Origin of the sequence: Mesorhizobium sp. SP-1A (assembly GCF_032460275.1) — a bacterium.
Taxonomy (GTDB): domain Bacteria; phylum Pseudomonadota; class Alphaproteobacteria; order Rhizobiales; family Rhizobiaceae; genus Mesorhizobium.
This window is the reverse complement of record NZ_JAVXZD010000002.1, coordinates 666,707-690,349: the sequence shown is the minus strand read 5'-3', so window position 1 is coordinate 690,349 and position 23,643 is coordinate 666,707. Positions and strand designations below refer to the sequence as shown.

Genomic DNA, 23,643 nt, shown 5'->3' with positions numbered 1-23,643 from the left:
GCCGATTATCAGCCGAGTATGGATAGCGTATGCGTATTTGGATTTTGTCCGACTTACATATTCCTGAGAGCGATGCGATTAAGCTCGTGAAGCCGGATCGATACCCGCAAGCCGATGTTTGCGTGTTGGCTGGCGACGTCACCGATTCTATGCATCTGGGGGTCAACTGGGTTGGCAAAGTAATCCGGCCTCGGATGCCTGTCGTCTGGGTGCCTGGCAATCACGAGTTCTATGACACATCCATCGAAGGTGGCCGCAAGAACGCTAGGCTCATCGCAAATGCGCAGGGTGTGACCTTCCTCGACAATAGCGCTGCAGTCATCGGTGGTGTGCGCTTCCTGGGCGGTACACTGTGGACGGACTTCGCAATCGATGCTCCAGCCTCTGGGGATGAGCGCGAGACCGCGATCAAGAGCGCCATGTGGGCCGCAAGGAATGGGCTGGCAGACTACGTCAACATCTACCTGCAGACGCCCAAAGGAGATGGGGTGATCCCACGTCACATCAGACCTGCTGACCTCGCGCAGCTGCATCAGGAAACGAGGGCTTTCATCGACGATACCTTGGCTGTCCCGTTTGACGGCAAGACCGTTGTGGTGAGCCATCACGCTCCGCATCGGAAATCGCTTCACCCGAAATTCGAAGGCGATGCCACGAATGGGGCATTCGTGTCCGATTTGTCGGACGTAATCGAGAGGCGACAACCTGACCTATGGGTGCATGGTCATGTGCATCAGCCGTTTGATTATCTGGTGGGCAAGACACGCATTATCTGCAATCCACGCGGCTATGCCATTGAAAATGAAGCGTTTGAGTTCGGAAAAGTCATCGAAATCTGATTGTCTCAGGCACGCCGATGTTTGATCCTGATATGATATCATAAAATCATTCAGGAGGAACAGATGTCGATATTGAAAGACTGGATGGAAAAGGAGATTTCGAACAAGACCTTTGTTATGTCTCTTGGTATCATGGCGGCCCTTAATGTCACGACCGATGGCGTCAAACACTATATGGGCATGACCGATCATCCGACCGAACTGGCTAAGGTCGCTGCGTCCATGGAACAGGCTGAGAGTCTGGCTCAGGAACAAATCAGAATGTTCCCAGCGCATTATAGCCGTCTTCGTACGATGCTTCTCCAGGGCAAAACTGAGGAAGCTCGGAAATACGGACGTGATTTCTTTGAGCATGTTCGTAACGTAGGAGCGCGTTTGCCTGCGACGATGCAGTACGGAATCGAGATGACGGCTAAAGTTGATGATGTTCGCGTCGACTTTTATCAGGCGTTGAATGCTCTTGAGCCTGCCTTGGCATCAAAGGACCAGGGGAAAATCGAAACTGCTGTGATGAATCTCTATGTAGCCTTGGACGATAAGCAGCGATTTGACATATCGGAAGAGGTGGAGCCGTTGCCTACTATGGGACGTTGAATCCCCTGCATGAAAAATGAACCCGCCAATCGGCGGGTTTTTCATTGAAACATTTTAGGTGCTTATGCGACCTGTTCGGTTGAAGGATGGAATTTCACGAAGTCAGATAGCTTCTTTATGAGCACTTTTTCAGCAATACGGTTCTGGGCGGGCTGCTGAAGTGCCGTCAGTATTTTGTCGAGGTGGTTTTCATGCTTCTGGAGAAGCTCCATGGTGCTCTCAATTTGGTGCGCCTGAAGCAGGAGCATCAGTATGGGACCGTATTTGTCGTCGATTGGAGCGGTCTTTGCAGCCGCAACAAGATTGTTCTTGTACTGGATGGAATCCTGCTCGTGTGCTAGGCACCCGCTCTCAATCACATCCACGAATTCGACCGTTTTATCGACTTCCATAGAGCGCGATACCAGCAGACATATAATCAACAGACGTTCAATTCTGGTCATAGACAATTCTCGCCTTTATCCCTTCAAAGGTAGGCTGCATATCGAAAACCAGCAAGCTCGATTTTTTCATTGTGAGTGTCATGCCGGTGCCCAATAATCCATCCAGAGAATTGGGAGAAAAACCATGTCAAAACTTTCTGAATGGATGGCCGAAGCCACTGAGAACAGGCTCTTTACCGCCGCTGTAACAGCCGCCGCACTCACTGGCGCGATTTACGTCAATAGCGGCGAAACCACTGTAAATCTTCAGAATGATCCGGTCATTACTGCCTACGAGCAATCCGTAAATATGAGGAACGACCTTGTCGAAGGTGAGTTCGCAACACTGAATGAAAATTACTGGCATCTCAGTGACATGCTGGAAGAAGGCGATGTGAACGGCGCTATCGAACTTGCGGCTTCGATGAAGCAGCATATTCAGGACGTGAAAGACAACCTGAACATCGTTGCACCTTATAACCTTGAGGTTGCTGGTCTGGATAATTCTGATGGAGCGAATCTCAACATGCTTCAGGAAATCTACAACAATCTCGAAGTAGCCCTGAAAACGGACAATGTCGGTCTCTTCTCAGACGTGGTCGCCCAAATAAATGAGGTGACGCAAAATGGTGCTGAAGGTGAGGAATATGCTGCTGCGTCGCTTGGCAATGGCATGTAATTGAGGACATTTTTGAGAATTGGGGTCTCGGAGAAATCTTGAGGCCCTTTTTTGTAGATATTGTCGGCATAATTTTCCAAAGATTTAGGTTGACGATACGGAAAATAAGTCCTCCCATAGGACATGAATTCCAAGAAAAAGAGGACTCGCTATGGGCATTTTTAACGGCCGTCTGGATCAATTTCTGGACGTCGACCACCTGCGTTCTTTCGGCTCCACACCACACTGGTTCGGCCTCGGATTTATCCAGCTGAAACTCACCAAGGACACCCGAATTCACTTCTGGCATCCTGAGTTGCTGGCCGACACGCCGGATGAGGAACTCCATGATCATCGATATCGGTTCCACTCGCATATTCTCCTCGGCAACATCACCCACGAAGAGTGGTTTCTGGAAAACTCGCCGGAAGGCGACCACGAGATCGTTCAGGTGTCCTGTAAGCCTGGCGATAGCAAAGACCCTGTTCCGGTCGCTCGCGGCTTCCTGCGGCAGGGCAGCACCTATCACATGAGCGCTGGCACCAGTTACGAGTTCGCTGAAACTGGCTTCCACCGCATCCGTGCCACGAAGGCAATCACCTACCTGGAGCGCGGCCCGATCACCAAGGATCTGGCGAACGTCATCCGTGAAGTGAATGCTCCGTCTGTTTGCCCATTCGAGCGCAAGATCGATGCTGGCCTGCTCTGGGAGTACATCGCCGACCTTTTGCCGAAGAAGTCGAAGCCCGGATATCATCTGACCGAGATCGAGAAGGGCGTTCTTGGCGAACCTTCCAAAATTCTGGAAGAGGTCAACGAGTTCATGGATGCTATAAAACAGGGCGTGGACATCATGGCCTTGGTGGAGCTGGCTGACCTTCAGGGTGCTATTGAAGCCTATCTGGACAAGCATCATCCATCGATCTCGCTTCAGAGCCTGCGCGAGATGGCTGCGGTTACAGCAAGGGCATTTGCGAATGGTCGCCGTTAATTGGGAATATCTGGTCGCCGCGCTTCAATGGTATGAGGCGCGTGGTTACAAGCGTGTCGACCTTCCTTGGCATGCCAGTCTAGAAGCGATTCAGTCGACACTGGACGATCTCGGCCGCTCCTACGAACTGGGAGACCTGGGTCTTTTGGTCGGGTCTGCGGAACAGTCGTTTGTCGATGCCCTGATGAACGGCACGCTGGGGCAGGGGAAGTTCGTCTCGCTTACCCCGTGCTTCCGTAAGGAACCTGTTTTCGACGCCACGCATCACCCATATTTCATGAAGGTCGAATTGTTCGATACGAATGCTTATGATGGCACGGATTTCGAGATTGCTCTCGAAGCTCGAACATTCATGACTGAGATATCTGGAATATCTCCTGACGTCGTTCCGACTGAAATTGGCTACGATCTTGAGATAAATGGCATTGAAGTGGGTTCATATAGCTCGCGTAAATATAAGGGTTACGAGTGGACCTGTGGAACGGGAATCGCGGAACCGAGATTTTCAATCGCTATTGCCAGATAGTCAAATAAAATATTGACAATAATTCGAATTCCTTTAATTAAGGCGAAAAAGGAGTTCGGTTTATGAAAGAGAATTTTGAGAGCACTGTTTATGCGGACGACCAGTCCGACTACAAGAACGGCGTTCGGCATCTGTGCTTTGTCGAGTATGAGGAGGGCGAAAAGCCATCACGCTGTGTAGTCGATGTCGATCATCCATCGTCATGCGACTTCGGAATTCTCCCGAGTGGCCGCGAGCGTAAATCAAAATGGACTTGCCCGCACTGGAAGCCGCTGGAGAAGACCCTAGCCGCTTTGGCCGTCGCCAATTGATCGCGATAAGAGCCTCTTTCTGGAGGCTCTTATCGCCTCCAGAACCTTCGGTTATGGTCAGCGCATGAAAATTGACGACAAGATTCCGCTAGGCAGGTGGTACAAGCTGGTTGGGCGTGAGGCAGTCCGTTTGGAAGGCTTTCCAGGCCCAGGTGAAGGTATAGATGCTCCAAATCGGCAGATAGCGCTGACGCGCACCGCTGTTTCAACGATCTCAACGGTCTTCCTGTCCCTAGATCACAATCATTTTCGCGAGGGTCCGCCGCATATCTTCGAGACTATGGTGTTTGAGCGTCAGGTCCAAGCACTCGGGGATAAGCAGCAGAAACTCGACTTTCAGCACGATTACGGCCTCCTTGCTCGCTACTCGACGTGGGACGAAGCCGAGAAGGGGCATGCGAAGATTTGCGACAGGATCAAAGAGGCTGAGGCTACTTCGATCCGCATGATGTCACCGAAGCTGCGTAAGGTGCTGATCGAGGCTCAACAGGAAGCGGAATTGGAAAACCAGAGCGATTGAAACGAAACGGGCACCGATTGGTGCCCGTTTGTGTTCTGGCCAAGGCTACTTCAGCGTCACAGTCATCTGAAAGTTCTCTTTCTTGCCGACGACCTTGCAGCCTTCGAGTGCAGGTTCGGCTCCCGCTAGCGACAGAATCTTCCTGCGCTTCTGATCGGTATTCGTATGGCCTTCGACGATGTAGGGAACTGCGTCGCAACCTTCCGCCTGCTTATAGAAGATGCCGACGATTGGGCCGTTCTTGATGATCGTTCCACGGAACAGGACGTTGTTGCCAGTGGCTGAAATTACGCCCTTGCCATAGTCAACGATCACCTTCTTGCCGTCGAGCGTGCCGGACTTGGTGTCCTTGGAGAAGTCGGATTTCTCCAGCTTCGTCTTCAGGGGCTGAATGTCATAGGGCGTGACATTCGGGCATAGCGTCCACCACATTGCGGCCACGCCGATGCCGCCGCCAGCGTATGACATCGGAACCTTCTTGCCCTTGGCATCCTTGAAGATTGGGTAGCCACGCCAATTGGCGTCCTTGGTTTCCTTGCCGATGTACTGGTACTGTTCCCCATCGGTGTCAGTAAGAAGTCCGGTTTTGCAGTTGGCGGATGCCTGGTAGACCGTGTCTTCCATATAGTTGCCGACGCATTCGTCCTTGTCTTCCTCGGGACGATTGGCATCGCACCATTCAAGAACCGATTCCTTGGTCATGCGAGCCGAGGCCTTCGCATTTTCGGTCGCGAGACCCGAGCTTTCAAAAATCCGGTAGTCTGGGTTATCACGACCGATAGGCAATTGCATGTTGTCTGGTGTGACCAGCGCAAGCGCAGAAACCATCAAAGTAGATATCAGCACAAACATTCTCCTCAATGCACCAACGAGTTGGCTGTTCGGTATTTACGGTGCCTCTATCGGAAAAACAATGCCTCAGATGTATCGCTTGTCGAATGCAGAAATTAGCTCAAACAATGGGATTAAGATGGTTGGTGGGAATTTGCCGGAACCATATTTTATACGTGACCTCAATGGTCATGGCATCGCAGAAATGAAAAGGAAATTTGGAATGAGAATGGTTCCGGCGTGCATTGAAGACGTCCTGTCAGGGCGCACATTTTACCAGCAAAATGATGATCGTAGTTTTTCAGAGGTCGATCTGGGTAATGGTGCCTATGGCGTCACAATGGGTGGCCCAGCATTTTTGTACCGTTATCATCGTCGCGATAACGGTGACTGGAACAATGGGAATATCTACGTTACAGAACATTCCCTTGAGAATTTCCATAAAGCGACTGGAAGCTATCCTCATCTGTGGGTCGATGCAAATTCTCGCATCAGCAACGCTGGCGAAAAGAGCGCTCTCGAACTCCTGATCCGTCTCGATATCATTATCGACAGCTGCAGCCGCAGCAAGGCGGAGAAATACATCTGCCCACTAGTCGACGCTCATCCTGAAGGCGCTATGGGCGTGCTTAACGACGGCTACAAGCTCAATCGCATGCGCTACATCCTTGATATGGCTGATGACGGTTCACTGAGCTTCAGAATGGACCCGAAGGAAAGCTATTTGCTTAAGCCTGAGCATTTCCTGAGCAATCTCAAAGACGCTCCTGTCGTTCGCGAGATCACCGCAGGCCTGGCCGCTCATCGAGAGCTTTCCAAAGCGCCTGCCATGGCCATGTAGGAGGAGTTCGTGGGCGATTCTTGTCATCCATCAGTTCGAGGATAGCTACCAGGAGGACTGGGTGGCCAACGCGGGATGACTTGTTCGTGGTACATGTGGCGACGACAGCGATGACTTTAGCTAACAGGAAGCCCTCACTGATGTGTTTTTATTCATCCAGCGAGACGCTTCCACCAAGGCCGAATGGCCATCGCATGCCAACGGTCGCGATCCTGTTCGGCCGCGTCAGCACGACGCCGTTCCGACACTAGCAGTTCTCCGATAGTTTCAAGCCTCGCCTGCATTTCCCGAACGGTGGGACTGTCACTGGGACTGTCACTGGGACTGTCCTCATGACGTGTCAGGGCCTCGACTGGGACAAGGATTCTCAATGTCCCGTCGTTCCCGGCCACCTTCTGCCACTTCTTCCGCAGCACCGTTTTCCGGGCAGATTCAAGCTTCACGCCCAAGCGGACGGCTAGTTCTCGATATGTTAGGCTCTCTGTCGTCATAGGATTGTCCTCGTGACTATCCCTAGGGACTGTAACAGGGACAGGTTAAGGCATTATCAACCATGGTTGCGTCATCAAACGATAGGTTGATATTTGGCCGTATAGGCACTCCCGACCAGCATCGCCAGAAAGGCATGGAGTGCCCGCAGGGGCAGGGGAGCGACCAGGCGAACAATCACGGCAGGTGCTGAACGACTATGTCAGCCCACAATCGTCACTTCGCAAAGTTCATTTTAATGCGAGGGTAGCATTGAAATAGCGAGGATCTTCGCTCACGTCTTCGCCTGCCCATTCAGGCAGCTCAATCTCGGTGTCGAGACTTGGCAACTCGATCTCTGCAAGAACGAGACCTGCGCGCCGACCAGCGAACACATCGACTTCCCACTTGAGGCCGTCGTTGGCATTGATCAGATGGCGCGTCTTCTCAAGAATGCGTGTGCCGCACATTGCCAGCATTCCCTTGGCGTCTTCGAGCGGGATTGGGTACTCGTATTCTGGCCGTGCGATGCCTTCGCCCTTGCCCTTGATCGTCAGAAGGGCTTCCTTGTCGTCGATAATCCGAAGGCGAACTGCAAGAGTTGGCTCGCCAACGAGATATCCCTGAATAATGTGATAGCTACTGACGACGTGCGCCTTCCAGCTGTCGTCTTTCACAAGGAACTTGCGTTCAATTTCTACAGCCATTCATTTCTCCAATTTTTCGTCTCGATTCTCAATTTGCATGAACGTCAAAAAACAGCAAGAGAATTGGGCCTTTTATCCTAAAATAGATACTCTCTAAAATTTACAGAAGTGACGGTTCCGACCTGAATTTGCCGACAGATGGCGACAAGATGGCAAAGTCGTTCAACGTAGGTTTGAGGATCAAGGTTTAATCATCTTGGAAATCAACGCTTTAAATGGCAATTCATGAATTTGGTCTCAATTTTTGTTTGAGCTAGAAAAGAGCAATTGCCCGCGATGGATAAAAATTGAACAATAAATAAGTTATTGCGCGAATGATTATCTCGCCGTTTTTGGAGAACTGTTTTGAATAATTCAAAAATCAGAAAAACGCTTCTTATCTCAGCTCTGCTGGCGACCTCGTTTCTGACTGCTTGTGGAGGCGGTGGCGGTTCGGATGGTCCCAGTAATCCTGGCAGCGGCGGCCCTGGCAATGGTGGCGGCGGTGGAGGATGGACACCACCACCTCCACCGCCGGGTGAAAACCCGCCATTCTCTGAAATCGGTGAAAAATACATTCCCGCGCTCAGATATGTCGATGTTGTAGGAAACAAGGCTATCGATGCGCTTCGTGATCCAGGCCGAGCCATTCCATCTGCAGTTCAGGGCATCGGTCGATCTGCCAGCGCATTCTTGGCGAACGTCCCGGTTCCACGGCAGGCCTCCTATCATATACCCGTAATTTATAAGACGAGAACGTCGCGGACGATGGCCACCCTTGGCGCTCACGATGCCTACGCGCGAGGTATCACGGGACAGAATGTTGTGGTCGGCGTCGTGGACACTGGCTTCAGCGGAGAAGGCAAATATCTGAAGGACAAGATTGTCGCCTTCCGCAATTATGTTGAAAATAGCCAAGAGACCAATACGAACCATGGCGACAGCGTTTCCATGATTATTGCCGGAAATGCCGATTCATCTTGGCAGAATAATGCGGGCTATGTTGGCGGCATCGCTCCAGGAGCCAAGGTTTCTCAGGCCCATTTATTTGATCGTGGCGGAAGCGTTTCATATTCCACATTCGATCAGATTTATTCCAACATGCTGAAGGATGGAGTGTCGATTGTGAACCATTCCATCGGAACCAAGAGTTGGAGCCTTTCAGAGGGCGGTACCGTTGGGGCGGGCATCGATTATTTCCGTCAGATAGCAGCCAAGTATGTCGATCAGCATGGTATGTTGCTTGTCTGGTCAGCGTCCAACGACTCCAAGGACTACCCAGGTGATTGGGGTGCAATGCAGCTCACAGATTCCCGTCTGCAGACGGGCGGTTACCTGACGGTCGTTGCCGTCAACGATGCTGGAGAGATGCCAGGATATTCGAATAAGTGTGGTCCTGTCGCAAAATACTGCCTCGCGGCTCCGGTCAATATCGACATGCCAACCTATGCCTACGAGAGCGGTTCTCAGTTATTTGCGGGCACATCGGCGGCAGCACCTGTGGTCTCGGCGTCGGCCGCCCTCGTGAAGCAGACGTTTCCTTATATGAAAGGCGACCAAATCGGGCAGGTTCTGCTCGGTACTGCGCGTGATATCGGTGCCCCAGGTGTCGATCCTGTCTTCGGTTACGGTATGGTCGACGTCGCCAAAGCCATTCGTGGCCCCGGCAAATTCGATTGGGGTGACTTCAATGTCTCGTTTTCTGGCGGTTCAGTTTGGCAGAACGACATCTCCGGTGCTGGCGGTCTCGTGAAGAACGGCAATGGCACTCTTCGACTGGCTGGAAACAACACCTACACGGGCGGGACCACCGTCAATGATGGTGCGCTGGTCGTAAATGGTATGATCATTGGCAACACCTACATCGGAGAAAATGGCATTGTTGGTGGCGATGGCCAGCTCGGTAATGTTACTTCCAAAGGCATCTTGCACGCAGGCTGGCCTTACACTGGCACGCTCAAGGTCAACGGCAACTACGTCAACGATGGCGGCTCGCTGTCGGTTGTACTCGGCTCCAAACTCGATGTTGCAGGAACTGCGACGATCAATGGTGGCCTTCTCGCTATCGATGGTGTGGAGAATGCCTATGTCCGCACTGGGCAGACGAGCGTTATGTCTGCTGCGGGCGGGATTACGGGAAATTTCGGAAGTTTCGATTTCCGACCGACCTATCTCGTCAACGGGGCCTATCATCTGACGAGTAACGACGTTGTCGTCAGCTATGACGTAGCCTCGATTGCTGAGAGCAACATTTGCGGTAGCTCGAACGCCTGTCAGTCTGCAACGCTGATCGAAAAAAGTGTCGCATCTCAGGCTGACAAGACTGGCGAAACATCAGTTGTGCTGGCCTCAAACGACCTGATTAAACTGGGAGCTGGCATTCAACAGCTCGACACTGCCGAAGCAGTCAGGAATGCCCTCGAAGAGATCTCAGGCGATGTCCATCCGTCTATGGTGCAGGCTGGCCTTGTCTCGCTTGACATCCCTATGTCCCGCATCAGCAACCGTCTCGATGAGCTTCGTCTGGATCGCAATCTGACGACTGGCTACTGGATGGACGGCATCGGTGGCGTAGGCGGTCTGAAGGGCAGAAACGGTGCGTCAGACGCTGTCTACGCTCTGGGCGGCGTTGTTTTCGGCATGGACAAGCGAATTTCAAGCGATCTGGTCGCTGGCATATACGGCGGTTGGAATACGATGAAGGCCGAGGTGTCCGGTCAGGCGAACGACAATCATATCGACACATATTTCGGCGGAGCCTATGCGGGCCTCAACCATGACAAGTGGGTTCTTAATGGCCAGGTCGCTTACGGGCGTCAGAAGTTCGAAGTCACTCGTTCGATTTTCGGTCTCGGCGATCAGCTGGGTACGGACTATCGCGGCAATGTCTTCGCAGGCAAAGTCGAACTCGGTTACGACATCGCGCAGCTGGGTGCTTACACCATCACGCCGTATGTCGCTGGGACCTACATACACTCGCGCACAGATGCCTTCTCTGAAGCTGGCATTGGCGGCGTAGAAAGCGGCAAATCGAACACCGATCTGTTCCGTCCGGAAGTCGGGGTGAAGTTCGGCGGCAAACGCAAGCTCGGGAGGGGCGATCTTGGTCTCTATGGCAAGGTTGCCGTCACTCGTGACATCACGAAGTCCCGCCGTGATCTCTCGATCAGCGGTTCGGAATTCACGTCGGAAGGTGCACATCGCGGCAAGACCAACGTCGTTCTGGGTTCAAACGTCGAATACGGCTTCAATGACAAGCTGTCGGTTGTGAGCGGCGGTGAAGTCCAAATTCCGACTGATGGCGGGAAGCTGGCGACGTCGTTCAATGTCGGCTTGAAGCTGAAATTCTGACAACAAAAAGGGCGCTTCGAGCGCCCTTTTAATTCTTATATTTGCTCCCCAGATTACATGCCGATTGACGGCGCAGTGCCTTCATCCTGCTCAAAGGTGGGCTTCTGATTGTTAAGTTCGACCACCATTTCGAGAATGGTTCTGTCCATGTCGGCGTCTTTATGTGGACGCGCTAGCACATCGAGTTGCCGCAGCTTCTCGGTGACTTGATCGATACGCTCGATGGTCGTTCCATGTTGAACGTGGAGTTTGTGATCATTCCGGCGCGACCTGAGGCCACCTAAAATGCTACCAGCATCAATTGCTGTGGCGACGTCGACTTCAGCTGCCGTTCTGTCTTTTAGGTGTCGAATTGCCGCCCTGATTTGATTTCGTGCCGTTCTATCGATGAATGCACTATCGTCACGATATTCAGCGATCTCCAACGCGGCTTCAGCATCCGCGATAAGATGCCTGTCGATGGTTTCGGCCGCGATCTTTACGTGCGTGTTCTTGAATAGCCTCGCGACCTCCTTATCGAACGCGTGTTCTAAGATCGTCGAAAGCTCATCATCGGGATCGGAATAATAGCCAATCCTGAATTGCTCGAAATCCGGTAGCTGAAGAAGGATGGTTGTCTTCTGGAGCAGAGACAGCTCGTCCTTCGTACCTTTGCCGACTGCATATGCAATGGCGCTCGCAATGCATGCGTTGGCCGCGAGCGGACGTTCAAAAACGTTGTCGTCAATCTGCTGTTCGACGTATTCCTCTACGCGTTCTTTGATCGTGTTGATATCCATCATTCCCCCAATAAATATGGCGTAAAGAAGGGCCATTGCTTGTTCTGGTGTTTCTGAGGCTAGTGGACAACCACGAAAGTGACCACCTGCCTAAGCCGCCTCGGGCGTCAGAAACATCCCGCAAGAAGCTTTGACGTCGAAACCAACGCGTGGGATGACCTTTACGCGGTTTGCATCGCTGACCTCAGCGCGCAGCACCGATAGAAATCGCTCGATCTGCTCCTCGGAAGCTTCCTTGGATTTGTCGTTGGCCGGATTGTATCGGACGAGATTGAAATCCCAATTCAGGCCAGCCTCGTTCGCCAGACGCGCCGCCTCACGTGCATTGGCCTCGCTGTCGTTTTCACCATCGATTAGCGCCCAATGTAGAATGACGCGATTGCCAGTGACTTGCTGCCATTTAGCAAGCCAGGCAAGAGCCTCTTGCGGTTGCAGGGCCTTGGGAATCCAGCGCTTACGCCATCCTGGATCGGTGTTGTAGAGCGAATAGTAGAAGTCAATCGCTGGACTGGTTTCATCCCATAGAACAGTAGGATCGAAAGCGCGAAAATCGGTCGGTAGAATGCTGGAAATCTTGATGCGCGGGAACAGTCCACGTTTCTCGGCCGCGAGCTTTAGATCATTGAAGAGATGTTTATTGACCATTGGATTGGTCATCGGCTCGCCACGAGCCATAAAATTGTAATGGACGATCTTGGCTTCTGGGTAGACTGCCGAGGATAGAACGGTCTCAGCCTGTTCGAGCATCTGCTCGCGTGTTAGATTCATAGCCATCGTCTGGCCAGTCTGAGTCAGATGGCAGAAGCGGCAGGCCTTATCGCAGCCAGACATCGACGAAATATAGACGATAAATCGCTCTTTCAGGCGTTGCACGAAACGGGTTTCGACCATGCCGCCGTCGTCGGTTGCCTTCGAGAAATTAATGCTGGGATCGAATTTCGACGGAAGAATTTCGTAGCCATTCACATATTTCGTCGACATTTGCTCTCCTTAGGTCGGGGCCAGTCCATAGAAGAGCGTCGATAACGTAGGCGTGGCCTGTTTTCCGTTATTCCATTTAAATCCGCGCTCATTCTCCAATGACAAGCGAGGCCAATATTCCTTATTTTAATGCCGAATTCAATCTAAATTACGGAATAAATAGCCGCACCACGAATTAAGAAAATCATGTGATTGTCATCTTTAAAAAATTCGTGCATACACAATGATGAAAGGAGTTTTCAGATGAAACTGTGGCCACTATCGGATCTGCACCTGGAATTTGACGACATCTCGCACCGATTTAAGGTGCCTGAGGGTGTGGACGTATGCGTGTGCACGGGTGATCTGGTCAACAAATCTCCAGCGCGCGGCATCGAATGGATTGCCGAGCACATCAACGTTCCAACGATCTATGTCGCTGGCAACCACGAATATTATCGTGGATCGCTGGTCGATGGTCTGGCTGAGGCTCGCGAAGCTGCCAAGAAATACCCGAACATTCACTTCCTCGAAAACGACGAGGTGGTGATCGACGGCGTTCGATTCATTGGGGCAACGCTATGGACCGATTACAAGCTCATGGGGGATCAAGGCTTGGGCATGATGTCCGCCCTTGGCTCAATGAACGACTTCAACCAGATCAAGTATCGGAAGGAGCCGTATACCCGCCTGATGCCGAAGCATTTGCTCGACATGCATATTGCATCGCGGGCTTTCATCGAGGAGGCGCTGGCTCGACCGTTCGACGGCAAGACCGTTCTGGTAACCCATCATGGCATTCACCCACTGTCAGTGCACAGGCGGTTTGCTGGCGATCCGTTGAATTCGTCGTTCGTCTCGAACCTCGATGACCTGATCTATGAGTACAGGCCCCACCTGTGCCTGCACGGGCACGTTCATAACTCGTTCGACTACCAGGTTCATGACACTCATATCGTCGTCAATCCTCGTGGTTATGTGAACGAGAACCGCGACTACCAGTTCGATCTCATCATCGACCTGGATGATCCTCGCTACCAGTTCCAAGGGGGAAAGCGATGAAGCCATTCTTCCCTTGGCGCTTCATATCTCCCCGTCGCGGCTACTTCCGTGAAATCAAGGTAGCTCGCGCCTGTCCTGAGATCAGGCATCTGATCGATAAGGCTGCGTTCTATAAGTTATGCGAGCGATTTACGATGTTGCCCTTGGCGATCATTTTTGTGATGGTGTTGCCGTTTGTCTATCTGATCGAGTTTTGTAAGCGTGTCTTGAGGTTTTTGCCTCCGCTCTTGCCAGACTTCAGCAACCGCAGGCGCAAGGTCATCGATGAAATCTACGAGATCGTCCCCCTTGAAGAGATGCGCGAGCGCGCTGGTTTGGAACCGCTTCCGAAGATCACCTCCAAACGCAATGGTAAAGAGGTCGATGGCGCTGAGGCTGGAATTCTAACCGCTGTAGAAGAGCGATAGCATCATTGGTCGAAAGGGATTTTCATGAGCATCTGGGGTGACTTCTTCAGCAATTTGTTCGGGACAGGTCCGATGCCTGCTGCTCCCAAGAAGGAAGAGCAGACAGAACTCACGAACGATGAGATTGATGTCATCACGCGGTTCGCAAAGGGAGACCGAGCGGTCAAAGACGAAGCCATTGCGATCTATCGGAAGCATCGTTGGACAAGCGACCCTTGGGCAAACATCTACCTTGGCTTTATGTCTGAAGTCGACACACCGATTCCCGATCTGGCTCTAAGAGCGAGATACAGAGACTCTATCGTGAACGAGGACTCAAAAAAGGCCTAAAGGTCACTTCCGACAAAGCTGAACCAGTGCTTGTGCGCCAACGATTATCCTAGAGTGACCCATAGCTATCTTCAGCTCGAAGGTCAAAGCAGAAGTGGGCTACTTTAGGTCGAAAATCTCTATTCATCGGAAGCACGAGTGGTAGGATATCTAACAACAGCAGCCGCAGAGGACTTTTTGTTTCTGACGGGAACGTCTCTCAAGTTCGGAATTATCCAAAAGACGATATATCTCGAACGTATGTCCGTGCTTTCACAGATCGGACAACCGAACGATGTTGCCACTTCTTTTGCGCAAGAAATCATGACGAAAAATAATTGGCACGTTAACGATGATGAATGGGGTCATGATGCAAGCGAGTTGGTGCAGGGGAATGAAAATGCGGTCTCGGTTGAACCCTCCACACGCTATGATGATCATGATGACTATAACCACTTCGTGGGCGATGCTGGTGAATTAAAGAATTGGCACTTCAGAACGATAGATCCAGATTATTTCCCGTCTGTTCCCCATGGACATTGGGAAAATCGCGACAAACCAAAACTCGATGCCTATCTGGGTTGGGTTTACGAGGGATCGAAGCAGACGGGTCGTCTGAAGAGAAAAAGTATCGTTGATCTGTGGAACAATGAAAAGTTCCGAAAAATGGCCGCTGAGGCGATAAAGTATTATCTGACAAATCATCCTCATTATAAAGGGTGGCGCGTAGCTGATCCGCTCCGATTGCCTCGGAGGCGTAAACCCTTCTAGATGAGGGACGCATTCTGAATCCGTGCGCGTTTGCCTGATAAGGTCGGCTACACCCGTTGCGGTTCCAACAAAAAAAGGAATAGTCTCGGGACTTCGGTCAGTAGATTGAGCAGGGGCGCTCTTATGCAATCGTTGGGAATGTCGCTGGCGGCGGTGCAAATAATATTGTTCGCTCTCATGAACATCGTCGGCACATGGTATTTTGTGCGCGTGACAAGTGTCGATCCTTTATCTCCGCAACCTGAACCCTTGTCGGGGATCGAGCGGTCGTTCGAGCGCGTATGGCTGGTCCTCGATTGGCTTTCGCTTCTCTACCTTCCCGCTTTGCTTTGCGGGGTAGCTGCAACCGCAGGCGACAACGTGTACGCTCTAGGCCTGCGTAATTTCCTCTATGCTTGGCTGATGGGGCGCATAGTTGTGCCTATTATCGCTCCAGAGGAGGACATACCTGTCGATATCGGCTTTATCGGCTACATCAGGCGGCGATATAAAGATTTCTGGCAAACCTTATTGATGCTACCGATCAAAAAGGTATTGATTTTCGGGCTATTCGGCTGGGTTATCAGTATCCTATTCTCGGCAATTGGTCTTCTGGATCGACTGCAGACGTCATATAACGACGCATTACCCTTTGCAGGCTTTCCAGTTTTTGTAGAGTCGATGTCGCCCCGACCTCCGTTGACCCCTATGTCTGCAGGGGCTTTGATGGCCTTTGGACTTTTCCTATCAATGCGCATTTCTGCATTCATGACCTTGGTGCACAGATTTCCTATGTGGGTATTATTTGTGACAATGACTGCTGGCGTATGCCTCTTGGGGCGAACGCAACTTTTTTCGGGGATCGATTATACGGCCTGGCCGACTTGGCCAACTACAGCGGAGTTGGTGGCAGCTTGCATTTCGGTGGTTCTTGGGACAATTCCGCCGCTAACCATTGCCTTCCTCAGGCGGAAATCTCGGGCATTCGCTAGGGCATAGAAAGTCTGTCAGCGAGCATTCTCTCGACGGTGGGAAGCAGAAGTCCGATTCCCACTCATAGGAAACCAACATCCGACCTAACGCAGTCGCCGACCCACTGCCTGGTCAGGCGGCGAGTTGTTCGTCCTCGGCTTCACGCTGAGATAGGCCCCACATGTGGCCGAACGGATCGAACAGGGCGGCGGATCGGCTCCCTCTATCGTCCAAGCCAATTTCGTTGCGAACGGTGGCACCAGCGGCAAGGGCCTCGGCGAACACGGCATCGAGATCATCAACAGTCAGCCGCAAAGAGGCGCTGACAGCTCCTGCGGATTGAGGATGGAAGGGACCGCCGAGAGAAGAGTTGGCCTGCCGCTTGGGATTTGCGCCTACGACGGAGACGTTGAGCGTTCCCAGTTGCAGATCGACTGCCATTAGCTGGCCTTCATGGTCGTGGGCTTGGATCGGCTTTGCACCAAAGGCGGCGACGTAGAAGTCGGCTGCGTCCTTCTGGCGACCGTGTTCAACAAACAGGGACAGGGCAACGCTGATTTTGCTCACGACGGTCTCCTTGGGATGAATCACAGCCGAACCTTAGCAGAACAAAACCGGAAAGTTCACCCCATTTGAGGGTGACCTGTGCGGGCATTCGTCGCGAACTTAGGAATGGCTTATAAGGCGTGCGTAGTGTCTGTGCGTCTCTGGAAGGATTTTCGAGGAGATGGACGATGTAATCCTGTATCGGCCGTCCGGCCTCATCTCGAAGCGCTCGACATCCCAGTCTCCGAGATAGTTCCGTCCGGTGATCGTCCAGGACTCGCCCCAATACTCGATGTGCCTGCCTGTAATGTCCGTGCCGTCTCCAAGAAGGTTTGGTTCTCAAATCGTCCTACGCTCGGATTCGGCATCTGGATACTCCAGAAATCACATGGACAGGGCGGGCGCAGCGTCCTTGAAGAGTTCCGGCTTCTGCTCGCGGAGGTATTCAAGAACCTCCCGCATGTCGACGGAACAGCGATTGTAGCGTGGGCTTCCTCCGCATATGGACCATTCGAAGTGGCCGTCGTCACACCACTTCTGCATCTGCTCGATCATCTCCTCAGAGACTTCGAACCTTTCATAGCCAGTCGAACCGCCAATGAAATGGATTGTGCCGTCTTCCATGCGCATTTTGATTGGCTTCTGCCATTCGCGCATAACGTACTGCTCGTAGTCCTTTTTCTGAGGCTTTGCCGTCAGTTTGAAGCCTCCACCGCCTGGCGTCACGTAGCGCTCGCCGATTGCTGCAAAGGAAGCATTGATTTCGCGAGCCGTCGCTTCATATCGAGCTTCGCGTTCCTCATAGGCATCCATTCGAGCGCGCTCTTCCGGAGTCGCCTTTTCACGCATTTCCTGTAGCAATTTTGCAAAATCAACCATGGCTGTTCCTTTACATTTTCATTTGTATATCAGAATTATCTTCATTCTGAAAATCAATTTCGAGCCTGTTTTTGATTTCTTCTTTAATTGCCGATGGGTTTATGATGTCGCCCCGCGCCGCGAATTCATCGACCAATTCATTCATAAAATCGATGTCCTTGAGGGATGAGACTGAACAAATTGCGCTGGTCAGCATCTCACGCGGAACACGAACCGACTCCGCTTCATCACCGTGAGAGGTGTCGTAGATTATTTCATCGAGAATTGTTTGTTCCAGTTGCGAGCGCATGATTTCAACCATTCTGTCGCCTTCTCTGGGGTATCGAGCTTCCGCCGCCAGTTGATAGACTGAAGCTCGGAACTGAAGTCGGGCACCTGTAGAGTAATTGTCCCAGCTGCTCTCAATGCTTCCTTCGTTGGAAAGCTCCTTAGCCATTTCCATGATTTCAATTCGTGACAGGCTCAAAGGAATCCGTTCACGCAGGAGGAGCTTCACCATGGCGTTCTTTGTAATTTCATCAATTTTCGGAGTCTCAATCTCAGAGCGCTGAATCGATTGCGCCTGGTATTGCGCCTCGCCTTCGTATTTCAATTGAAGTCCGAGTTTATATTCGTCCTTCCAGAAATTCACCTCAGACTTCTCGATCAGGTCTTGTTCCGCCAATTGCTCAATCAGTTTGTTGACTAAAGATACGTCGTCCATATCAACCGATTTTTCTATGGCGGTGTGAATTCTTGTATGGGTGACGCCCCCGTGATCGTAGTCATCTTCGGCAATAAGGCCTTGAATGAGTTCGACCATCGAACCTTGGATGATTTGGGAATAGTGGTTCACGGTCGCATCATCGGCTCGCGGGAAACGTGTTTCCGCTGCCAGTCTGTACATATCCGCTTCCCAATTGAGGTGCGAAGCAGTCGAGTAATTATCAGCCATCCCGCGCTCATAGCTCGCCTGACGGTCTTTTTTGTCTGCTATCTCATTCAGGGCCAGACGCGATAGCTCTTGCTCTTTCACATTCTCTCGAAGCAGATAGACGATGGTCTGGGTGATCGCGTCCTTAAGTTCTGGGCCAAGCGGCTTTGTGGACATTGTTATCTCGCTATTGAAATTTCTCATTTAAATACGCTAAGCAATATAGTTGCAAAGGTCTATTCGGTTTGCTAAAAGTTGCCAGCCATTAAATGGGAAGGTTTTTCAGTGATGAAAATGACTGAGGGTTTTCTGGCATCACTTTAAATGAGGGTTCAATGTCAGAAAAATCTCTAGGTTCCAAACGCGTAATTGCTGCTTATGCGGTAGGTAATGCGTTGGAATGGTATGACTTCATTGCATATGCGCTTCTGATATCCACAATCTCGCGATTGTTTTTCCCGGCAGACAATGACTTTATGTCACTGCTGTTCGCCTTTGGGACATTCGCAGTTTCATACATTGTCCGACCGCTGGGCGGTATTGTCTTTGGTGCTTACGCTGATGTGCACGGGCGCAAGAATGCCTTGTCCTTGACATTTCTTTGCATGGCTTTCGCCACGACTCTCCTGGCCATGCTACCTACCTACGCGACACTGGGAGTCCTTGCTCCGATCCTCCTGATTGCTTTGCGTTTCATCCAGGGTTTCTCGGCTGGAGGCGAGTTCGGGAGTGCTACTGCGGCTCTGATCGAAGTCGCTCCTCCGCATCGCAAAGGCCTTTTCTGCTCCATTCAGCTGGGCACACAGGCTTTGGCGGTCTTGCTCGCAGCGATCATAATCTTTGCACTGACGAAACGTCTCTCGCCCGAAGACTTCGACTCATGGGGCTGGAGAGTGCCATTCCTGATTGGAGCGCTTCTGTGCCCAATCGGACTCTATATCCGCACCAAGCTTCATGAGACCCTTGAGTTCGAACGAGCGCGTCGTTCGCAAACGATCAGCCTTCAAACACCGATTTCGGATCTGACGACTGGCCACCTGAAGCAGTTCCTGTCCGTTGTATGCCTCTTCGCAGCGATCACGGGGCCGAACTATATCAACACAGTCTACCTTCCGAGCGTCGTCACTGAGTTCTATGGACTTGAGCGGCAGGACGCGATCCTCGGCGTCCTGATAGCGGCCATTGTGATTAGTATTGCCGTTCCGTTCTTCGGATGGCTGTCCGATAGGATTGGCTCCAAGAAAGTGGCTTTGGGAGGTATGGTAAGCGGTGTGTTGGTCTATGCGGCTGTCTACACCAACTTCGTCAGCAGCCCGTCGAAGGAGAGCTTTGCGCTTCTGCAGGCACTTTATGCGATCCCGTACTCAGCAGTGCTCGGTGGGGCGTGCCTGATCGCCATGGAGCGGTTCCCAGTGCTTGTGAGAGCCACGGGGAGCGGTACGAGCTACAACATCGCAACCATCGTCTTTGGCGGAATGGCTCCGTTCTGGCTATTCGCGGTCGCCCTCGTGATCGGAAGCTACGGCCCGCTGATCTACTTCGCCCTTCTCGCCGTGCTTGGCGTCTATGGGGTCAGGGGTGTCGAAGGGAAGAAGATGATCGGCTCCATGAGATCGGTGGAGAACTGACAAACAAAACGCCCCGCAACATCAGTTATCGGGGCGTTTGAATGAAACTGGTGCGCCTTACCGTGGTGTACCGACCTCTAAGGGTGCGCTTGTCGCGGCGTCCTCTCGGAAGCCCAGTTGTCCGCGACTGTTATAAGTTTTCCCTCGAAGGCGGCAAGATGCAAGCGCCTTCCTCACATCTTGGGCGTGAGCGCATCCTCAATCGGCATTTCCTTGCCATCTACGATCACTCGGCCTGCCTTTTTGAAGGCTTCGAGAGTGGAAGGTTTGATTTGATCCGTAACGAGTTCGAGCACGAGTTCTCGTGAGAATCCCTTCGGGAGGTGCATCGTCAGCGTTTCATTAATATCGAGGCCAGTTACCTCGACCGCTATGCCGGAACCAGAAGGTCTACTGGTCACCGTGATTGATGGCGGAATATCCTTGAGCGCTTCAGCCATCTCTGCCTTGTAACACTGGATCGTAGCCTTGATCTTATCCGCAAGGGCACTCGTTTCGGCAATTACGTCATTGAATACCGAAATGTTTTTTGTGAAATCAAAATCCTTGTTGTCGCAAACGAGCTGCGAAAGTTCCTTCTGGGCGTCGAGAAGCCTATTTTGTGCGAAATCGAAGTCATCCAGTTGTACGAGCATAGGATCACTTTCGCGACTATATGGGTCCATATGGTAAAGAATAGCACTCAGGTTTTCATGATGAACTGCGCCCGTTCTGTGATTTGCAACAACTGCGTGTCCCGCAGTCAGGCCATATGCTGCTATTTGAACGGTGTATTTCGCTTCACCTGCTGTATATGTTAGTCCCTGAAGACGTTCATTCTGCCTGCCCATTTATTTCTCCCAGGTGGTCGGCTGTTTTAACGAGCATAATTCCCAATAAAGCAACCGACCAAGATAATTAGGCGGCTTCATGCATCATTTCGGGGAGCGCGGATTCCGTCGCCATCAAATGATTAATGGTATGTAGTCCTTTCGCAGCGTAAGGCAATTCTGGTGCGTCGCCCTCCATCGGATAGGAAATCCGGCCAGCATATTCGACTTCAGCACCTTCGATCAGTCGAAATTCAGCATCCTTGGGAGCGAATTTTTTCCAGAACTCGACCATATTATCGCGGCTGACACCGAAGAATTTGGTGTATCCCTTCAGACGGCAGAAGTTCACGGCAAACTCGCCCAGTTCCCAGGCGACGCCCCTGCCACCGTAGCGCTTGAGACGAGCTTCTTTGAGGATCGCGAGGCGCTCCATGATGGCGACGCCGTCGAAAAAGCGCAGACGCATCGAGCCAACTGGCTTGCCATCTACCTTGGCGATGATATGTGTCGCGCAGAAATCATTGCCGTCTATCGCAACATCAAGGGGGATGCCGATTTCGCCAACATATACAGCGACACGGACCATCAATGCGAAGTTCATATCCTGATGGTTATCTGCTACATGGAGCGTGACCCTCTTTCGATAATTTTCTTTGGACATCAGTTTTCCCTATTATTATTATTGTTTACAAAAGCAATTAGAACATAAGTAGAACAGAAATTCCCGATGCAATTTCGCATCGCAAAATATCAGGAATGGATCATTCGTGACAATAGCACTTAAAACCCACGACCTCGAATCTGCCCGCTTCTTTATGGCAGCAATTAGGCACGGTAGCTTGAGGTCTGCGGCCGACGAACTTGGGATCAATCAGTCAACGCTCACGCGCCGCATACAGGCGTTTGAAGAGGCGATTGGTGCCAAACTCCTTATCCGCAGCGCAGACGGCATTGTTGCTTCGGACGTCGGACGGAGGGTTATTGAGGCCTGTGGCGATCTTGACGGGGTAACGGCGCGTTTGAATATGATCTCTGCAGGTCTTAATCGCGGTGCGACGGTGACGTTCTCCGCCTCGGACGGCATCAGTGGATATTGGCTTCCAATAATCTTGCATCAGTTCCCGAAAGAGCATCCAGGGATCACCGTGCAGACCCGCACGAGGGCGGTTGGGAAGTCCATCGACCTCGGTCATGCGCATGCCGATATCGACGTCACCTACGTGGAGCCAACCAATCCAGACGTGGTCGTGCTAGGAAAGGCGACTATGGAAGGTCGCATGTTCGCTTCCACCAAATATGTTGAGGAGCACGGGAAGCCTAGGACGATGGAAGAGCTGATCGACCATCCGGCATGCATCATGGACCACTTCCTGAATCCAAATCTTGGAACAGGGGATTGGTCTCGCTACGCGAACATTCTCGCGGAACACAAGAACATTACGTGGCAGTGTGACTCGGCATTGGCGCTGGGTTTCGCCATCCGGAGTGGATGGGGTCTTGGTTCGCAACCCTCACTGGTCGAGTTGACTGAACCCGGCATGGTGATGCTTGCCCCGGAGGTCTATAGCGTGAAGATGCAGTTCTGGCTCGTCGCTCACAAGGACATCAAGGACAATCCTGCTCCGAGAACCTTGGCCAACTGGATCAAAGAGAGAATGATCCCAAGCTTCATGGGACGCGCGCAGTTCGAAGTCATGATCTAAAAAAGTGGCGTGGTAGCATCCCCTGGTGAACACCAGCCCCCAAATGCTACCAACGCCATTACTCGGAAGGATCAGCTCAAAACCCTCCAGAGGAGTCACCAGGAAGGAATCCTGGGATGATTGAAAAACGACCACACCCCCAGACATTTATCTGCGCTCTCTCTTGGACCGCGCAGATGATGTCAAAAACGATTGTTCATCGATCACCTAGACTTACTATGACAAGTGGCTCGCCATTTTGCCAGAACGAAAAACGCATCACGCTTTGGCAAATCTGCATCACGAGCGATGCACTTTTGCAGCCGACGAACGCTAGTGTATCGAGATCGCTGCGGAAGCTATGCGAATCCGCATCACGGCCTGATGCAAAAATGCCTGTCCGAGGCGTCATGTAGAAGCAAAAAAGACGGCATTTCAGCCGTCTTTTAAATCCGTCGAAAACTAGGCAAGCGATCTGAAATATCAGGCCGCCTTTGTTTCCATGATCTTCTTGATTTCCTTCATCTTCTTATACGATGCGGCATCGAGGGTGTAGTGTTTGCCGTTCGACATGTTTTCGACGATCAACGGCTTCTTGCGAGCCTTCAAGTTGAGATCAACGAGTCTATATTCGACACCGTAATAGTCGAACGTGTTGTGGTAGTCTTCTGCCGAAAGGCCAAATAGAGAGGCATAGCACTCAAACTTTGCGCGAGCAGCCTCCGTTCCATCTTCCGTTTGATTGGCTTCAACTTCCAGCTTGTAGGAGCAGGAGAGGCCCATCGTATCATAGCGTGCACCGCCTACATCAATTTTTACGCCATATTTCTCGGCGACGGCCGCGAGCGCTTCGTTCATGTCATTGCGTAGAGCGATCAGGGTGTTTTTATCATTCAGCATGGATAT

At 51.7% G+C, this 23,643-nt stretch carries 27 protein-coding genes; 16 read left to right on the top strand and 11 right to left on the bottom strand.

The window, feature by feature from the left end; genetic code table 11:
• The first annotated feature begins 29 nt into the window (after window positions 1-29).
• Window positions 30-839, top strand: a complete 810-nt coding sequence (locus QU595_RS12335; protein ID WP_315922325.1) for a metallophosphoesterase — start codon at window positions 30-32, stop codon at window positions 837-839.
• 63 nt (window positions 840-902) lie between these two features.
• Entirely contained in the window at window positions 903-1,433 is a 531-nt protein-coding gene (locus tag QU595_RS12330) for a hypothetical protein (RefSeq protein ID WP_315922323.1), read from the top strand.
• 62 nt (window positions 1,434-1,495) lie between these two features.
• On the opposite strand, the gene QU595_RS12325 is transcribed toward QU595_RS12330, so the two are convergent.
• Window positions 1,496-1,876, bottom strand: a complete 381-nt coding sequence (locus tag QU595_RS12325) for a hypothetical protein (protein ID WP_315922322.1) — start codon at window positions 1,874-1,876, stop codon at window positions 1,496-1,498.
• 124 nt (window positions 1,877-2,000) lie between these two features.
• On the opposite strand from QU595_RS12325, the gene QU595_RS12320 reads away from it, so the two are divergent.
• The 5 genes from QU595_RS12320 to QU595_RS12300 all read left to right on the top strand — a co-directional run bounded on the left by QU595_RS12320 (window position 2,001) and on the right by QU595_RS12300 (window position 4,861).
• Window positions 2,001-2,534 carry a hypothetical protein gene (locus QU595_RS12320; protein WP_315922320.1) on the top strand — a complete coding sequence of 178 codons (534 nt, stop codon included), beginning with the start codon at window positions 2,001-2,003 and terminating at the stop codon, window positions 2,532-2,534.
• Window positions 2,535-2,685: 151 nt separating this feature from the next.
• Entirely contained in the window at window positions 2,686-3,504 is an 819-nt protein-coding gene (locus tag QU595_RS12315) for a hypothetical protein (RefSeq protein WP_315922318.1), read from the top strand.
• The gene (locus QU595_RS12310) at window positions 3,491-4,030 is read left to right on the top strand and encodes a hypothetical protein (RefSeq protein ID WP_315922316.1); all 540 of its coding nucleotides are present in this window, start codon (window positions 3,491-3,493) and stop codon (window positions 4,028-4,030) included. Before QU595_RS12315 ends, QU595_RS12310 begins: the two co-directional genes overlap by 14 nt.
• Before the next feature lie 62 nt (window positions 4,031-4,092).
• Window positions 4,093-4,341 (top strand): hypothetical protein, encoded by a 249-nt coding sequence (locus tag QU595_RS12305; RefSeq protein WP_315922314.1) that lies wholly within the window; start codon window positions 4,093-4,095, stop codon window positions 4,339-4,341.
• A 64-nt stretch (window positions 4,342-4,405) separates the two neighbouring features.
• The gene (locus QU595_RS12300; protein ID WP_315922313.1) at window positions 4,406-4,861 is read left to right on the top strand and encodes a hypothetical protein; all 456 of its coding nucleotides are present in this window, start codon (window positions 4,406-4,408) and stop codon (window positions 4,859-4,861) included.
• A gap of 45 nt (window positions 4,862-4,906) precedes the next feature.
• Here QU595_RS12300 and QU595_RS12295 read toward each other — a convergent pair whose 3' ends face one another.
• Window positions 4,907-5,689 (bottom strand): hypothetical protein, encoded by a 783-nt coding sequence (locus tag QU595_RS12295; protein ID WP_315922312.1) that lies wholly within the window; start codon window positions 5,687-5,689, stop codon window positions 4,907-4,909.
• Here QU595_RS12295 and QU595_RS12290 point away from each other — a divergent pair.
• Window positions 5,655-6,533, top strand: coding sequence for a hypothetical protein (locus QU595_RS12290; protein ID WP_315922310.1), 879 nt, complete (start codon window positions 5,655-5,657; stop codon window positions 6,531-6,533). The two genes, QU595_RS12295 and QU595_RS12290, sit on opposite strands and share 35 nt — an antisense overlap.
• Window positions 6,534-7,252: 719 nt before the next feature.
• Here QU595_RS12290 and QU595_RS12285 read toward each other — a convergent pair.
• Entirely contained in the window at window positions 7,253-7,708 is a 456-nt protein-coding gene (locus QU595_RS12285; protein WP_315922308.1) for a CYTH domain-containing protein, read from the bottom strand.
• Window positions 7,709-8,053: 345 nt separating this feature from the next.
• Between QU595_RS12285 and QU595_RS12280 the strand changes: the two genes are divergently transcribed.
• Window positions 8,054-11,038 (top strand): autotransporter domain-containing protein, encoded by a 2,985-nt coding sequence (locus QU595_RS12280; RefSeq protein ID WP_315922306.1) that lies wholly within the window; start codon window positions 8,054-8,056, stop codon window positions 11,036-11,038.
• 53 nt (window positions 11,039-11,091) lie between these two features.
• On the opposite strand, the gene QU595_RS12275 is transcribed toward QU595_RS12280, so the two are convergent.
• Window positions 11,092-11,853: a hypothetical protein gene (locus QU595_RS12275; protein ID WP_315922304.1), complete on the bottom strand. Its 762-nt coding sequence runs from the start codon at window positions 11,851-11,853 to the stop codon at window positions 11,092-11,094.
• 54 nt (window positions 11,854-11,907) lie between these two features.
• Entirely contained in the window at window positions 11,908-12,798 is an 891-nt protein-coding gene (locus tag QU595_RS12270; RefSeq protein WP_315922302.1) for a hypothetical protein, read from the bottom strand.
• 243 nt (window positions 12,799-13,041) lie between these two features.
• Between QU595_RS12270 and QU595_RS12265 the strand changes: the two genes are divergently transcribed.
• The 5 genes from QU595_RS12265 to QU595_RS12245 all read left to right on the top strand — a co-directional run bounded on the left by QU595_RS12265 (window position 13,042) and on the right by QU595_RS12245 (window position 16,304).
• A complete protein-coding gene (locus tag QU595_RS12265; protein WP_315922300.1) occupies window positions 13,042-13,839 on the top strand; it encodes a metallophosphoesterase in 798 nt (265 codons plus the stop codon).
• The gene (locus QU595_RS12260; RefSeq protein ID WP_315922298.1) at window positions 13,836-14,246 is read left to right on the top strand and encodes a hypothetical protein; all 411 of its coding nucleotides are present in this window, start codon (window positions 13,836-13,838) and stop codon (window positions 14,244-14,246) included. Before QU595_RS12265 ends, QU595_RS12260 begins: the two co-directional genes overlap by 4 nt.
• 24 nt (window positions 14,247-14,270) lie before the next feature.
• A complete protein-coding gene (locus QU595_RS12255) occupies window positions 14,271-14,576 on the top strand; it encodes a hypothetical protein (protein WP_315922296.1) in 306 nt (101 codons plus the stop codon).
• A gap of 138 nt (window positions 14,577-14,714) precedes the next feature.
• The gene (locus tag QU595_RS12250) at window positions 14,715-15,326 is read left to right on the top strand and encodes a hypothetical protein (protein ID WP_315922294.1); all 612 of its coding nucleotides are present in this window, start codon (window positions 14,715-14,717) and stop codon (window positions 15,324-15,326) included.
• Window positions 15,327-15,449: 123 nt separating this feature from the next.
• Entirely contained in the window at window positions 15,450-16,304 is an 855-nt protein-coding gene (locus QU595_RS12245) for a hypothetical protein (protein ID WP_315922292.1), read from the top strand.
• A gap of 105 nt (window positions 16,305-16,409) precedes the next feature.
• Here the strand turns inward: QU595_RS12245 and QU595_RS12240 are convergent, their stop codons facing one another.
• The 3 genes from QU595_RS12240 to QU595_RS12230 all read right to left on the bottom strand — a co-directional run bounded on the left by QU595_RS12240 (window position 16,410) and on the right by QU595_RS12230 (window position 18,792).
• Window positions 16,410-16,844 (bottom strand): VOC family protein, encoded by a 435-nt coding sequence (locus tag QU595_RS12240; protein ID WP_315922290.1) that lies wholly within the window; start codon window positions 16,842-16,844, stop codon window positions 16,410-16,412.
• Between the two features lie 363 nt (window positions 16,845-17,207).
• Window positions 17,208-17,702, bottom strand: coding sequence for a hypothetical protein (locus QU595_RS12235; RefSeq protein ID WP_315922288.1), 495 nt, complete (start codon window positions 17,700-17,702; stop codon window positions 17,208-17,210).
• A 10-nt stretch (window positions 17,703-17,712) separates the two neighbouring features.
• Window positions 17,713-18,792, bottom strand: coding sequence for a hypothetical protein (locus tag QU595_RS12230; protein WP_315922286.1), 1,080 nt, complete (start codon window positions 18,790-18,792; stop codon window positions 17,713-17,715).
• 158 nt (window positions 18,793-18,950) lie between these two features.
• Between QU595_RS12230 and QU595_RS12225 the strand changes: the two genes are divergently transcribed.
• A complete protein-coding gene (locus QU595_RS12225; RefSeq protein ID WP_315922284.1) occupies window positions 18,951-20,243 on the top strand; it encodes an MFS transporter in 1,293 nt (430 codons plus the stop codon).
• 173 nt (window positions 20,244-20,416) lie between these two features.
• Here the strand turns inward: QU595_RS12225 and QU595_RS12220 are convergent, their stop codons facing one another.
• Complete coding sequence (locus QU595_RS12220; RefSeq protein ID WP_315922282.1) at window positions 20,417-21,073, bottom strand: hypothetical protein; 657 nt, start codon at window positions 21,071-21,073, stop codon at window positions 20,417-20,419.
• A gap of 67 nt (window positions 21,074-21,140) precedes the next feature.
• Window positions 21,141-21,716 (bottom strand): GNAT family N-acetyltransferase, encoded by a 576-nt coding sequence (locus QU595_RS12215; protein ID WP_315922280.1) that lies wholly within the window; start codon window positions 21,714-21,716, stop codon window positions 21,141-21,143.
• 106 nt (window positions 21,717-21,822) lie between these two features.
• Here QU595_RS12215 and QU595_RS12210 point away from each other — a divergent pair, with 106 nt between their 5' ends.
• Window positions 21,823-22,758 carry a LysR family transcriptional regulator gene (locus QU595_RS12210; RefSeq protein WP_315922278.1) on the top strand — a complete coding sequence of 312 codons (936 nt, stop codon included), beginning with the start codon at window positions 21,823-21,825 and terminating at the stop codon, window positions 22,756-22,758.
• Window positions 22,759-23,220: 462 nt separating this feature from the next.
• Here QU595_RS12210 and QU595_RS12205 read toward each other — a convergent pair whose 3' ends face one another.
• A complete protein-coding gene (locus QU595_RS12205) occupies window positions 23,221-23,637 on the bottom strand; it encodes a hypothetical protein (protein WP_315922276.1) in 417 nt (138 codons plus the stop codon).
• Between the last annotated feature and the right edge of the window lie 6 nt (window positions 23,638-23,643).

Excerpts from the sequence above, each read along its gene's own strand:
- QU595_RS12335 (WP_315922325.1), top strand. The coding sequence starts at position 30 with ATGCGTATTTGGATTTTGTCCGACTTACATATTCCTGAGAGCGATGCG.
- QU595_RS12330 (WP_315922323.1), top strand. The coding sequence starts at position 903 with ATGTCGATATTGAAAGACTGGATGGAAAAGGAGATTTCGAACAAGACC.
- QU595_RS12325 (WP_315922322.1), bottom strand. The coding sequence starts at position 1,876 with ATGACCAGAATTGAACGTCTGTTGATTATATGTCTGCTGGTATCGCGC.
- QU595_RS12320 (WP_315922320.1), top strand. The coding sequence starts at position 2,001 with ATGTCAAAACTTTCTGAATGGATGGCCGAAGCCACTGAGAACAGGCTC.
- QU595_RS12315 (WP_315922318.1), top strand. The coding sequence starts at position 2,686 with ATGGGCATTTTTAACGGCCGTCTGGATCAATTTCTGGACGTCGACCAC.
- QU595_RS12310 (WP_315922316.1), top strand. The coding sequence starts at position 3,491 with ATGGTCGCCGTTAATTGGGAATATCTGGTCGCCGCGCTTCAATGGTAT.
- QU595_RS12305 (WP_315922314.1), top strand. The coding sequence starts at position 4,093 with ATGAAAGAGAATTTTGAGAGCACTGTTTATGCGGACGACCAGTCCGAC.
- QU595_RS12300 (WP_315922313.1), top strand. The coding sequence starts at position 4,406 with ATGAAAATTGACGACAAGATTCCGCTAGGCAGGTGGTACAAGCTGGTT.
- QU595_RS12295 (WP_315922312.1), bottom strand. The coding sequence starts at position 5,689 with ATGGTTTCTGCGCTTGCGCTGGTCACACCAGACAACATGCAATTGCCT.
- QU595_RS12285 (WP_315922308.1), bottom strand. The coding sequence starts at position 7,708 with ATGGCTGTAGAAATTGAACGCAAGTTCCTTGTGAAAGACGACAGCTGG.
- QU595_RS12275 (WP_315922304.1), bottom strand. The coding sequence starts at position 11,853 with ATGGCCCTTCTTTACGCCATATTTATTGGGGGAATGATGGATATCAAC.
- QU595_RS12270 (WP_315922302.1), bottom strand. The coding sequence starts at position 12,798 with ATGTCGACGAAATATGTGAATGGCTACGAAATTCTTCCGTCGAAATTC.
- QU595_RS12265 (WP_315922300.1), top strand. The coding sequence starts at position 13,042 with ATGAAACTGTGGCCACTATCGGATCTGCACCTGGAATTTGACGACATC.
- QU595_RS12260 (WP_315922298.1), top strand. The coding sequence starts at position 13,836 with ATGAAGCCATTCTTCCCTTGGCGCTTCATATCTCCCCGTCGCGGCTAC.
- QU595_RS12255 (WP_315922296.1), top strand. The coding sequence starts at position 14,271 with ATGAGCATCTGGGGTGACTTCTTCAGCAATTTGTTCGGGACAGGTCCG.
- QU595_RS12245 (WP_315922292.1), top strand. The coding sequence starts at position 15,450 with ATGCAATCGTTGGGAATGTCGCTGGCGGCGGTGCAAATAATATTGTTC.
- QU595_RS12235 (WP_315922288.1), bottom strand. The coding sequence starts at position 17,702 with ATGGTTGATTTTGCAAAATTGCTACAGGAAATGCGTGAAAAGGCGACT.
- QU595_RS12230 (WP_315922286.1), bottom strand. The coding sequence starts at position 18,792 with ATGTCCACAAAGCCGCTTGGCCCAGAACTTAAGGACGCGATCACCCAG.
- QU595_RS12225 (WP_315922284.1), top strand. The coding sequence starts at position 18,951 with ATGTCAGAAAAATCTCTAGGTTCCAAACGCGTAATTGCTGCTTATGCG.
- QU595_RS12220 (WP_315922282.1), bottom strand. The coding sequence starts at position 21,073 with ATGGGCAGGCAGAATGAACGTCTTCAGGGACTAACATATACAGCAGGT.
- QU595_RS12215 (WP_315922280.1), bottom strand. The coding sequence starts at position 21,716 with ATGTCCAAAGAAAATTATCGAAAGAGGGTCACGCTCCATGTAGCAGAT.
- QU595_RS12205 (WP_315922276.1), bottom strand. The coding sequence starts at position 23,637 with ATGCTGAATGATAAAAACACCCTGATCGCTCTACGCAATGACATGAAC.